The organism is Altericista sp. CCNU0014 (assembly GCF_044923475.1).
Taxonomy (GTDB): Bacteria; Cyanobacteriota; Cyanobacteriia; order Thermosynechococcales; family Thermosynechococcaceae; genus JAAURS01.
The window spans coordinates 4,388,012-4,400,195 of record NZ_CP137338.1 but is presented as its reverse complement, the minus strand read 5'-3'; the positions used below and the strand labels follow the sequence as shown (position 1 = coordinate 4,400,195).

At 52.9% G+C, this 12,184-nt stretch carries 12 protein-coding genes; 8 read left to right on the top strand and 4 right to left on the bottom strand.

Features of this window, described 5'->3' with window-relative positions:
• The first annotated feature begins 4 nt into the window (after window positions 1–4).
• From R6H26_RS20930 to R6H26_RS20915, 4 genes are all read left to right on the top strand, one after another.
• Window positions 5–889 carry a carbohydrate ABC transporter permease gene (locus R6H26_RS20930; RefSeq protein ID WP_404785235.1) on the top strand — a complete coding sequence of 295 codons (885 nt, stop codon included), beginning with the start codon at window positions 5–7 and terminating at the stop codon, window positions 887–889.
• A gap of 33 nt (window positions 890–922) precedes the next feature.
• Window positions 923–2,086, top strand: coding sequence for an ABC transporter ATP-binding protein (locus R6H26_RS20925; protein ID WP_404785234.1), 1,164 nt, complete (start codon window positions 923–925; stop codon window positions 2,084–2,086).
• A gap of 427 nt (window positions 2,087–2,513) precedes the next feature.
• Window positions 2,514–2,630 (top strand): HU family DNA-binding protein, encoded by a 117-nt coding sequence (locus R6H26_RS20920; protein ID WP_404785233.1) that lies wholly within the window; start codon window positions 2,514–2,516, stop codon window positions 2,628–2,630.
• Window positions 2,631–2,683: 53 nt separating this feature from the next.
• Window positions 2,684–3,070: an AbrB family transcriptional regulator gene (locus R6H26_RS20915; RefSeq protein WP_404785231.1), complete on the top strand. Its 387-nt coding sequence runs from the start codon at window positions 2,684–2,686 to the stop codon at window positions 3,068–3,070.
• Window positions 3,071–3,286: 216 nt separating this feature from the next.
• Here R6H26_RS20915 and R6H26_RS20910 read toward each other — a convergent pair whose 3' ends face one another.
• The 3 genes from R6H26_RS20910 to R6H26_RS20900 form a co-directional block, all read right to left on the bottom strand.
• Entirely contained in the window at window positions 3,287–3,592 is a 306-nt protein-coding gene (locus R6H26_RS20910; protein ID WP_404785229.1) for a DUF5654 family protein, read from the bottom strand.
• Between the two features lie 264 nt (window positions 3,593–3,856).
• Window positions 3,857–5,098: an ATP-dependent RecD-like DNA helicase gene (locus tag R6H26_RS20905; RefSeq protein ID WP_404785227.1), complete on the bottom strand. Its 1,242-nt coding sequence runs from the start codon at window positions 5,096–5,098 to the stop codon at window positions 3,857–3,859.
• A 25-nt stretch (window positions 5,099–5,123) separates the two neighbouring features.
• Entirely contained in the window at window positions 5,124–5,270 is a 147-nt protein-coding gene (locus tag R6H26_RS20900; protein WP_404785226.1) for a hypothetical protein, read from the bottom strand.
• Window positions 5,271–5,828: 558 nt separating this feature from the next.
• Here R6H26_RS20900 and R6H26_RS20895 point away from each other — a divergent pair.
• From R6H26_RS20895 to R6H26_RS20880, 4 genes are all read left to right on the top strand, one after another.
• Window positions 5,829–6,221: a hypothetical protein gene (locus R6H26_RS20895; RefSeq protein WP_404785225.1), complete on the top strand. Its 393-nt coding sequence runs from the start codon at window positions 5,829–5,831 to the stop codon at window positions 6,219–6,221.
• A 141-nt stretch (window positions 6,222–6,362) separates the two neighbouring features.
• On the top strand, window positions 6,363–8,606 hold the full coding sequence (locus R6H26_RS20890; RefSeq protein ID WP_404785224.1) for a substrate-binding domain-containing protein: 2,244 nt from the start codon (window positions 6,363–6,365) through the stop codon (window positions 8,604–8,606).
• A gap of 102 nt (window positions 8,607–8,708) precedes the next feature.
• Window positions 8,709–9,236 carry a DUF937 domain-containing protein gene (locus R6H26_RS20885; protein ID WP_404785222.1) on the top strand — a complete coding sequence of 176 codons (528 nt, stop codon included), beginning with the start codon at window positions 8,709–8,711 and terminating at the stop codon, window positions 9,234–9,236.
• A gap of 26 nt (window positions 9,237–9,262) precedes the next feature.
• Window positions 9,263–10,048 carry an SDR family NAD(P)-dependent oxidoreductase gene (locus R6H26_RS20880; protein ID WP_404785221.1) on the top strand — a complete coding sequence of 262 codons (786 nt, stop codon included), beginning with the start codon at window positions 9,263–9,265 and terminating at the stop codon, window positions 10,046–10,048.
• Here R6H26_RS20880 and lnt read toward each other — a convergent pair.
• A complete protein-coding gene (lnt, locus tag R6H26_RS20875; protein ID WP_404785219.1) occupies window positions 10,045–11,661 on the bottom strand; it encodes an apolipoprotein N-acyltransferase in 1,617 nt (538 codons plus the stop codon). The genes R6H26_RS20880 and lnt overlap by 4 nt on opposite strands.
• Window positions 11,662–12,184: the final 523 nt, after the last annotated feature.

The following is a 12,184-nucleotide window of genomic DNA, read 5'->3' as shown; positions in this document are numbered from 1 at the left end:
ATCGATGGAAGACACAACTCAAAACAATATCAAAGGAGCGCGAGGAGCGCAGCAGCAAATTCGGAAGTTGTCGAGCAGCCTTGGTAGCTACTTGTTGCTCGCGGTTCTGGCCCTACTTTTTGTTGCGCCGATTGCTTTTACGATCGTTGGCAGTCTCAAGCCCGACGATCTCGTGCTGTTAGAAGCAGGGACATTCAAAGCATTTTTACCCGATCGAGCCTCCTTCCAAAACTATTGGGATGTTTTCGAACGGGTCGATTTTGCTCGCTTCTTCTTTAACTCTCTCTTCATCACGGGCGCGATCGTCCTTGCGGGGTTGCCGGTCAATTCACTGGCAGCCTATGCTTTTGCGCGCTTGCGCTGGCGGGGACGTAGGCTACTCTTTGCCCTAGTGCTGGCCCTGATGATTATTCCCCTAGAGGCGATCGCCGTTCCTCTGTTTTTCCAAGTCACGCTGTTCGGCTGGCGCAATACTTACGCGGCACAGATTCTGCCCTTTATTGCCAATGCCTTTTCCATTTATCTGTTTTATACCTTCTTCATCGGTCTGCCCAAAGAACTCGAAGAAGCGGCGCGCGTGGATGGCGCTGGCACGATTCGTACCTTCTTTGAAATCATCGTTCCGGTCTCGCTACCAGTCTTTGCCAGCGTTACAATTCTTACCTTTTTGACGCAGTGGGGGTCTTTTCTCTGGCCGCTCATGGTCACCATCGACGAACGGGTGCGGCCTCTACCCGTGGCGATCGCCGCGTTTCAAACCCTACCGCCGCTTCAATGGGGCGACATCATGAGTTTTGGCGCGATGATGGTGGCACCCATTCTAATCGTGTTCTTGGTCTTCCAGAAGTGGTTTGTTGAAGGCGTCGCGTCCACTGGCACTAAAGGGTAGACAGCATGGCAAACGTTTGAGGGAGTAACGGCTATGGCATCTGTAACATTCCAGAATGTCAATAAGATCTATGCCAATGGCTTTGCAGCCATTAAAAATCTATGTCTGGATATCAAAGATGGAGAATTCTTAGTCTTTGTCGGTCCTTCGGGCTGCGGTAAATCCACGGCCCTTAGAATGCTGGCAGGTCTAGAAGACATTTCCAGCGGTACGCTCCGCATTGGCGATCGCATCGCGAACGATCGAACGCCCCAACAGCGCAACATTGCGATGGTCTTCCAAAACTATGCCCTGTACCCCCACATGACCGTGCGGCAGAATCTAGAATTTCCGCTCCGCATGCTGGGGCTTTCCAAGGGGGAAATTCAGAATAAAGTTATCGCAGCAGCGCAGCAACTGGGACTAGAAGCGCTGCTAGATCGCAAACCCAAGCAGCTCTCCGGCGGTCAACGGCAGCGCGTCGCAATGGGACGGGCGATCGTGCGCGATCCTTCTGTCTTTTTGATGGACGAACCGCTCTCGAATCTAGATGCCAAAATGAGGACCCAAATCCGCACCGAAATTGCAGAATTACAGCGGCGACTGGGAACCACGATGGTTTACGTCACCCACGACCAAGTTGAAGCCATGACCATGGGAGATCGCGTTGCCGTGATGCTCAAAGGCGAACTCCAGCAAATTGCCGCCCCTCAAGATCTCTACGATCGCCCTGCCAATGTGTTTGTCGCGGGATTCATGGGCAGTCCGGCCATGAATATTTTTCAAACCCAACTGCATCAATTGGAAAGCGGTTCCTTCGCGATCGATTTTGGTCCTCAAACCCTGACGCTCGATCCCGCAACGGTCGATCGATACCAGCAGTTGGGTCGGTACCGGAATCAAACCATTTTTGCAGGGTTGCGCCCAGAAGCGTTTTACCTCGCTCGTGCCGATACACCAGCAGAGGAATGTCTGGAGATCGATATCAAAACCGTGGAAGCTTTGGGACATGAGGCTATTGTCTATGCTGAGTCGCCCTTCAATACGATTCAAACAGAGGACAGCGCTTTGGGCGCAACTGGCTCGAGCGATAAACCTTCGCATTTGATCGTGCGTTTGCCTTCGTCCCCGGAGATCCGAAACAGTTCTAAATTATACTTGGGCGCAGATAAAACCAAGCTTCATTTATTTGCCGCAACTGGAGCGGCGATCGAGTAAAAGATTGCCGCTGCTCGGTCAGAAGGCAGCGGCAAAATCATCTGCCACAGCAAAACTGCGGATGCCTAGGATGAAGAACGAGGCATCCGCAGTTTTGCAAAGATGCAATCCGCGTTATCTATCTGAAAACAAATTCTGCCAAATATCTATTTTTGTAAAGAATGTAGGCCGCCGCGTCCCCTAACCCATATAAAAATAGCTGCTAGAATTCAACGAGTATAAATTTTAGTCTTTTCATTTATCGTTCTATTGAAATTTGTTGCACCATGCCCAATGATAGGATAAAAAGCCATCAAAAAGCTGACACAGGTCGATGCGATAAAAAGAAAAAAGGCGATCGCTCTCCTCTATCTTTCAATAATTTGGTAGATTGTCTGATGTACATAAAAATAAGTTAAAGTCTCTAACAGTGTAATGAGGAGTTAGGATGAATAAGGGTGAGTTAGCGGATGCGATCGCCATCAAAGCAAACGTCACCAAAAGAGAGGCCGATGCCGTCTCGAACGCCACCATCGACACCGTTATCGACATGGTTTCGAAATAAAGACATCAGTAGAAACACAGTAGAAACAATTGAAGGACAGGGTATTTCTCTAAATGGCTACTAAAACTGCGACTCAGCCTTTGACCGGAAAAGCATTGCTGCAAAAATTAAAAGAAATACCGCATCTATCCCGCCGTGAAAAGGCTCGTGAATGCGGCTACTCTAGCCTTACAAAGGAAAATCAAGCTCGAGTAAACATCGGTGCGTTCCTGAATGCTGTTTTAGAAGCGAAAGGCGTATCGTTGGACTCGGACGGCGATAAAGATGGACGAGGACGAGAGGCAACCTATCGGGTCAGCGTTCATAAGAATGGACAAATTGTGATCGGGGCCAGCTACACAGAGAAAATGGGTTTAAAAGTTGGCGATGAGTTTGAAATCAAGCTGGGTTATAAGCACATTCACCTCAAGCAAATTGGCGAAGATGGCGAGATCGATTAGATACTGCACCTTTGCGGCTGGAGTGGATCTTCAAACCGTGAAAAACTAAAATTCCGTACTAATACTCAGGTCTGCTGCATCTACAGTTGTTAGCCTATCTAAAGCTCCAGGTTGATGCTCCTATTGTTTCGGCAATATTGACCTGGAGCTTTTGCTTTCAATACAGCTCTAGGACTCGATTGCAGTGAAAGAGGTCCTTTTGGTTTTGGGGCCGCGCTATCCTTCCGCTTCGCGGTTTATGACGGCTTCCCCACCCAGCTTGGAGGCCACATAACTCAGCCCTGAAACCACCACAATGCCTAGAATGGTTGCAACGATAGCGTAGATATAGAGTGCGGGAATGCTGTCATCGGGGCCTAAAATTTTCTTCATCGTAGCTCGAATGGCTTCATTCCAAGCGAGGGCTGCAATGAGGCCCAAAGACGCGCTCGCGAGGGTAATGATGGTTTGGAGAATGTTACGAACGTAGATGAGAATCGTGCTGGGATCGATGCGCTTTATGGACCGACGTCGAGATTTCATAAGCTTCTACAGAACAAAATACGGTTAGCAATTCATTCCCATCCGAACCCTATTGAGACGGGTTTCGTCCATATTCGAGATGGGACAATATTTGAATATCATCCCCGATTTGGTCGTACTTTCACCCGCCGGACGAACAACTTATCGCGATCGAGCAGCGGCACTCGCAGTCTTGGCCGGCACGCACGGTTGCCTTGACCTCAGTCCGGGCGATCGCCTCAGAAACCCGGCATTGGACAGCGCGGTTCGCGCGCGCTCAATTCATCAAAGAGTGTTGAACAATCTCCGTGCGGCTCTGGAATACGCAACATAGCGACATTGAGCGGCCTCTGCGCGGTTTGGATTGCAGTCGATATCTCGGTCCACTACAAATACGTTTTGAAAGGTGCTGCCCTGGCTCTTATGGATTGTAATGGCATATCCATAATCCAAGGATGCGAACTGCTGTTGCAACTCAAAAAACGCCTTCCAGTTCCGCTTTGTCCATTTCTGGCGCGCTTTACGCTCTAGCTCGCCTAGGTTGCGAAGATAGCGTCTTCGTTCGCTGCGGTGCAACACCTCGAAATCGTACATCTCTCCTTCATCGGAGAGAACTGTTAAATTCCAGCATCGATAACCGTCTCGAAGCGACTCGCTCGCACCGAGCACTCGACACTCACTGGAAGTTGGCAAAACAATTTCATCTCCTTCAAAAATCGGCTCTCGGGCAATCAGGAGTTCTCCTTCTACAAAAGCGCTCGCATCCGCGCCATAAATGCCAGCCCGCACGTAGTTGTTGAGCCAATTGCATTCCCTGTTGGTCCAGGCTAACGCCCGCACGCGGTCGGCATCTTGTTGAAACCCTTCCGACCGAAAAGCTGCCAGCAAATGATGAAGCCATTCTTGACGGTCGATCCACCAAACGCCTTCCGCGAGGGTCCGATTGGACTGTTTGGGGATGACAACCGATGGATCGTACACAGCTTGCCTTGCCACATCCACCAGCTCTGCGATCGGATTATCTTTAGCTTGACGTACCACTTCAGTCAGTTCGGCTACGTCGGTAATGCCAAAAACCTGAGAGGCTTCTTCTCCAACGGGAGGAAGTTGTGCCGGATCCCCCATGCAAATCAGTTTTGCACTGCTGCCATTGGCAAGTCCGAACATGATATGCGTCCACAGCTCGTTGTTGACCATGGATGCTTCATCTAAAACGATGAGGTCATAGCGCGAAAGATAGTCTATCCCTTTAGGTTCGAGTTTCATCCCTCCATCGCGACTGGGCTTAAGCTGTAGCCCTAGCAGTTGATGGATGGTCATCGCATCCACCGATTGTAGGTTCCACTCGCTTGCCATTCGCGATAGCACCTTCACTGCTTTATTCGTGGGCGCCGTAAAGGCGACCTTAGCTCTCTTTTGCTTCAATTGAGCGTCGCGGATAAAGGACTGGATTGTGGTCGTTTTACCGGTTCCCGCAAAGCCCTGGAGCAAAAATAAGTCTGCCTCTGAAGCGAGAAATTGATTCATCTGTCGAACCGCTGCACTTTGTTGCTCATTGAGTTTGAGCTTCATCGTCAAAGTCTCGTGAATCCAAAGAGAACGTTAAAGGGTTGTCGGCAATGTGGGTGGCAGCCTCCGCTGCGGAAAGCGAAATGATGATGACAAAGTCAGCGGCGACAGAACCGCACCAACGCAGCACTTATAGCTTACCTTGCCGCCCAAAGAATCGAGCCGCTCATTTTTTGCTTTAAGGTGCGAATACAGCGCTCCATCTGAAATTATCGCAACGTCTGGTCTAATTTTCGGGACGATTCAGTCGCATTGAAATGCAGCCAATTTCAAACAAATCATTTCTAATTGAGCTAGCTTTAGATTAATTTACTTGTTGCAAAACTTAAGATCTTTATAAAAATTATTGTGCCATCTAAATATTTTAGCTGTATCGAGCGTTCCGGCTGCGCTTAAAGCATCTGACTCAAAAGATTCCCAATCAGCTGCGGTGTCGAGCAAAATCTGTTTTCAGTTAAGCCGGATGCGACCTTTATTAAAAAAAAGCTATAAATTCGATCTTTGAGCGCCCTTGCAAACATGATGAGTTTTGTCGCAAAAACATGCACAATTAGGAAGTAAAGAGAGGCAATAATCTGCAGATCGGCACGTCTTGCCCTAAGTGTTTCAATCGGGGCCTTACATCGGAGCGGATGTTTTCTGGGGGATAAAGGAGATACTAAAACGCAAAAAAGCGTGAGGGAAGCGTATGGAAGGTTGTGATGTCACAGAGCTAAAAGTCCACAGTCGGCAGCATTGTTGCTTACTCGCAGCCGAGCAAATGAGAACGATCGAGGAGTCCTCTGTTTCTACAACCCTGGAAGTCGGGACAAATATTGTCAAGATTCGCGAGGGTGTTTTTAACTACCGCTCGGGATTGGGCCATCCTGGCGAGCCCTTAATCTTACTGTGGATTTACGGCGGTAGGATCGTTAACAAAAAAACCGACGTTGAGGTTGCCGCAACTTGGTCCACCCTCAATGGTTACGATGACTCCCTCGTGTTAGAGGTGATAGAACCTGCAATCCTTTGTGCCTTTTTCTTCGATTCGCATCCTGACGACAATGAAGGGGAAATTTTGCTGTCCGTCGTGAGAATCTAACCCGATCCGCTCGTGGAACAGGGAGCGGTTGGGATTGTAGCGCTTCTATCAAAATCGAGTGACATTTAAGTGCGATCGCCAAATCCTGTTTCATTCCCCACTTACGAACGTTCATAGTGTGCCCTTATGTTGCAAAGAAAAATGACTGCTACGTTACAAACGCTGCTTCTGCTTGGATTGGTTTCCGCGCCTGCGCTAACACCATCGTTATTGACTGCAGGATCGGCTCGAGCGCAAACTGAAACGGCATCGCCTGCATTTCCGCTCCCCGACTCTCTGCCCGCCGATGCCAAGGTACAGATTGACGGGTCTGCTAGTATGTCTGCGATTAACAAGGTTCTTCAAGAACGCTTTGTTCAAAAATTCCCTACTGCTAAAGTCACCCTCGAAGGTCGAGGAACGGATGCAGCGCTGACCGCCTTAGAGAAAGGGGAAATCGATTTGGCCGCGATCGGTCGTCCGCTCGTGCCGGAGGAGACCGCTAGAGGGCTTTCGCAAGTCCCCATCAGCCGCGAGAAAATTGCAATTGTCGTGGGGGCAGAGAATCCCTTCAACGGCAATATCACCTTCGAGCAATTTGCAAAAATCTTCCGAGGCGAGATTGCAGACTGGTCAGAACTCGGAAGCGAGCCGGGACCCATCCGGTTTATCGATCGCCCCGAGACGAGCGATACTCGGCTCGCCTTTCGCCGCTATCCCGTCTTCCAAGATGCTCCCTTTCAGGCTGGATCGACCGCTCAACCCATTGCTGAGGACAATACCGAAGCGATGGCGAAGGCCCTTGGAAAAGATGGAATCGGCTACGCCCCTGTTTCTCAAGTCCTAAATCGCGAGGGAATTCGCATTCTCTCCATGCACAATACGCTGCCAGACGATCCTCGCTATCCTTTCTCGCAACCGCGCGGATACGTCTATAAAGGAGCACCCAACGAAGCCGTATCGTCTTTTCTCGGCTTTGCCACGACGCCCGAAGGACAAGCGGCTGTCAAGACCGCCGAAGCGGTAGGTGCAATTTCTCCAGGAACGACAGCTGCTGGGAGTGCTGCAGGGGCTGAAGCAACGGGTGGGGGGGCTTCTCCTACCATGTCCTTGGAAGGCGGCATGCCTTGGTTGCCCTGGCTGTTGGGAGTTCCCATTGCAGGTGGTTTGCTGCTATGGGCTTTGAAGGGTCGGGATAAAACTGCAAAACCGATTGCCCCCGTCGCTGGTAAGGGTGCGGCAGGTATTGCAACGCCACCAACGCCACCTCAAGGCGGAGTCGTTCCCTTTAGGGGTGCGGCTGCAGGTGCTGCAGGTGCTGCAGGTGCGGGGGCGGCAGCTTTAGGAGCCGGAGCGGCGGCTTTAGGAGCCGGAGCGGCGGCAAGGGCAGGCGCAAATCGAGCTGCGCGTCAAAGCCGGATGATTCTAACCCCCCGCGATTCTAGCCATGCCTACGCCTACTGGGAAGCCACTGAGACAGACAAAGCAAACGCTCGCAGTCAGGGCGGACAGAAGCTAGGACTGCGAGTCTACGACGTCAGCAGCCTTTCTACCCAAGCATTTCAACAGTATGACTTGGACGATCGGGTTCAGGACCGACACGTCCCCATTCCAGTGCCCGATCGCGATTACAGGGCAGAGCTAGGCTATGTTGCTGAGGACGGACGCTGGATCAAAGTAGCTCAATCCGCTCCGGTACGCGTGTCGAGCGCGCCTCCCGCATCCGGGACCGAAGACACCATACTCAGAGCCGGGCGAGAAGCCGTTGACAGCGCGTCTGCGAAAATCGGCAATGCCGTGTCTGACGTTAGCGGTGCCGTTGCAGGAGCGGGGTCTAAAGCTGCCGGATTGGGCGCTGCCGGATTGGGCGCTGTTGCTGGGTTAGGTGCTGCCGGATTGGGCGCTGCTGCTGGGCTAGGGGCAACAGTGGGGGGATTGGGGCAAAAAATGGGCGCTTCAGCCCCACCCGATGATGCCACTTCAGATGCCACTTCAACAGACGCCATCGATTCCCCAGGAGGATGTACGATTGCGAACTTGAAGGTTCACAGCCAGCGCAACTGCTACGCGCTCGATCCCGAGACAATGAGACGGATTCAAGACAAAGCCGCCTCTCAAACCCTCGAACCAGGCGATTATCTGATCAAAATTCAAAGCGGTACTTTTGGGTATCGTTCGGGACCGGAGAGTACGGGCGAACCCCTCGTTTTGCTTTGGATCTATGGCGGTAAGGTGACGAATCAGAAAACTAAGGTGGAAGTCGGATCGACGTGGTCGTCTTTAAATGGTTACGACGATCTGTTGACCCTCCACGTGCGCGAAACCGCTACCCTATCAGCCTTTTTCTTCGATACGGAGGTCGATGACAATCAAGGAGAAGTAACGCTCTCCGTCGTCCGAATTTAGGACGATAAGAATTGGCGCGGGTCTCGGTGCGGAGCAATTAGGTCTGCCCGCAACGCGTGCCCGATTCTCAAATTTCTGTTGAATTTAAGTGGAGATTAGACCATGGGACTGTTTTTTGACGTATTGAGCGCCATTAATAACCCGCAACAGCAAGCCAGCATCTCGCACCTTGAAACCATGACCAATGCGGTTCAGAAGGTCGCGAGCGAGCACGGCGTCCCGTCCAATCGAATGCCGATGATTCTGTCTGCTGTGGGTAGCGCGCTGCTTCCGGCACTCCAGCAAAAGGCCGGAGGCGGCGACAACCCTTTACAACAGCTGATGGGGGGTGCGTTGGGCGGCATGTTAGGCAACTCGGCCTTGCAGAGTTTATTGCCACCCCAAGTCCAGACACAACTGGCTGAAGGAATCGCGCAAAAGACGGGGCTAGACGCTTCGACTCTTCAGTCGATCGTGCCTGCCTTGCTACCCATCGTGACGGGATTTTTGAATATGGGTGCCAACAAGCCCGGACAACCGGTCGGAAACCCCCTGCTCAGCGCGTTTTTGAGCGGAGGTACAGAGGGCGGAGCCGATCTGGGGAATGTCTTGAACATGGCCAATCGATTTCTGAACCCCTCCCAGGCGTAAGTAGCAGAAGAGCTAGCAGGTCCACCATGAATCGCAACCGCAAAACAGCCCTCATTACAGGTGCCTCTTCGGGGATTGGGAAAGCGCTCGTCGAAAACTTTGCCAAGGATGGTTACGATGTCATTCTGGCGGCTCGAAGCTTCAGCAAATTGGAGAATCGCGCCATCGAGCTTCAGAGCCGCTATGGCATCGCAGCCACGGCCATTGCCGCCGACCTGGAATCCGAGGAAGGTGCCAGCAAGCTACATGCTGAGATCGAGGCTCGCGGCTTTACGCTCAGCGCCCTAGCCAACAATGCAGGCTACGGGCTTTTTGGCGAGTTCAAAGACTCTTCGCTGCCGGAGGAGCTGGCCATGATGCGGGTCAACATGACTGCGGTTGTGATTCTGACCAAGCTGTTTCTGCCCGACTTACTTTCTACCCAAGGCAAAATTATAAACACCGCTTCAACGGCTGCGTTTCAACCTGGCCCCTACATGGCGATCTACTACGCAACGAAGGCATTTGTGCTGAGCTTTTCGGAAGCCATTGCCGCCGAACTGGAAGGAACCGGCGTCACCGTAACGGCTTTCTGTCCGGGGGCCACTGCGTCCGGGTTCCAAGACAAGGCTAATATGCAGCGCTCTGCACTGGTTAAGGGCAAAAAGCTCCCGACGGCGGATGAGGTTGCTGCCTTGGGCTACCGGGCAATGCAACGCGGGCAGAGGGTCTATATTCCAGGAACGATGAATTGGCTGATGGCACAAAGCACGCGTTTCGTGCCCCGCAACGTTGCGACCCGAATTGTCAAAGCAATGTCTAAACCCATCTAAGCGTCGATCCGCATCTTCCACGCAATTCCAATACTTCCAAATACGATTGCAGGCAACATCCAATTCCCAAATCTGACATAAAGGGTCTGGGTTCTGCGTCGCTCGATCGCGGCAACGTGCGTTACATGTTCATCGATCGCAGATTTCCAGAGCGTTCGTCCGCGAGGGTCGATCGTCGCAGACAGTCCCGTATTCGTCACGCGCACCAACCAGCGATCGCTCTCGATCGCCCGCATGACATCGAGCGCGTGATGCTGCGCCATCATCCGGTCGCTATAGGGATCGTTGTTGGCAATGCTGAGGATAAACTGCCCTCCCGCTGCTGCCTGAGCGCGAAACAATTCTGGGAATACCGAGTCGTAGCAAATCCCCACGATTGCCCGACCGAAAGGCGTTTCAAATACTTGGTGCGAACTTCCGGCCACCATTCCCATCCGCAGGGGCGAGAGCCGTCGCAGAATTGGCGCCAATACCGACTCGAACGGCAGATATTCTCCCAACGGCACCAGTTTGGCCTTATCGTATTGGCTCAAGACCTCGCCGCTTGCCCCCAGGCTCAAGAGACTCTGGGTATAGCCTTCTCCTTTGGGCACGAACGTTCCCGCCCAAAGGGGCACCTTTGCCGCCCGAACCGCCGCCACCAGCGCTCGCTCCTGCCCAAAGGACTGCCCCCACAGCCATGGCAGCGCTCCTTCGGGAAGCAGTACCGCGTCTACTTTTTGGGCTGCCAAGGTTTCGTAGCCCTGGCGATAGGTTTCGATGGATTGGTCAATTCCCGCTGACGAGAGCTTGAAGCGCGTCGGGATATTGCCCTGAATCATACCAATGGAAAGGCGTTCGGCTGGCTGGCTCGCTAAGGGCGCCTGCGCTAGCTTCCAACCTAGGCCGTGGAACGCCAGGCAGAGGGCGATCGCCACCCCCAAAAATTTCCTTTGGCGGCTCAGCCAAGCCTCCGCGACCGCGCCATTGACTGACGCGAGCGCCAGGGTAATGGCGATCGGCCCCGACAGTTGGCTCAAGTGCAGAATGGAAGTGTTGTGAGGACTTTGACTGTTGGCAATATCGGTCCACCATAGGGGCGACAAGCTCCAGAGCCATTCCAACCCGCACCAAAGCGCAGTGCCGATCGCAATGCGAGAAAAGTTACCGAGAGCGGGACCGATCCAGCGCAAACTCGCAGCCCAAACCATCGGCAAACAAGCGCCCCATAGCGTCGCTACTCCCCAGGCTAAGGTTGTAACGGTCAGACTGGCGACCCAGGGCATGCCCAGCCAAGTGAGCGGATGCAGCCCAAAAAGCCAGAACAGGGCCGCGCCGTGGTAGCCGATCCCCCAGCATCCTCCCAAAAACGCTGCTTGCTTGCGGGTGGGAACCGCGACGGTCGATGTCCACAGCGGGGCGATCGCCCCCCAAGCCATCCATCCCGTCGGGGCAGGGGCGAGGCTCAGCCCCAATAGCACCCCCACCCCTGCCAGCAGCCCACCTTGAACCCAAAGATGGCGAGGCGGGAAACGCTGAAAAGGAGAAAACAGGCGATGCTTCGCTTGACCGACGACGCCTTGGGGGCGGGAAGCGGGTGCGACTCTAGACGGCTGCGAACGGATTTTCCACAAGATTTTTACTCATCCTCAAGGGGTAGCGCGCGTTGAATCCTCGATCCGCATTGTATTCGCTCCCGCAATCGAGGCATAGGGATGGTGGGATGCAGATTGCCAGAATGCGGGTTGCTACGGCGCGTGCGGCCTCGAAGAAATTGGAACGGGGCGAGTTTCGAGCTTCGACCGGATGTAGTTAGAGGCGATCCGTGAAGGATGCCTGTACGGACCCTTGGTTGACTGACAAAACGAATACCCCTCATCTTCTAGCTCTTTCCCCCACAAGGGGATAAAGGGAACAAGAACGATTCTGACTTCTAACTCCCCTCTCCCTCTCTGGGAGAGGAGTTGGGGGCTTCGGCGTGAGGCTTCGACGGTGAGCTCAGCCGAACCGCGCTCAGCCGAACGGTGAGGGTCTTAAACTTTTGTCAGTCAATCAGGTACGGACCCAGTAACTCGTCGGATCGCAAACCCAAATAATCGTTGTTTTTAAAATCGTATTTGTATTTGGTAGCGCAGGTCGCACAAAAATACTGCACCA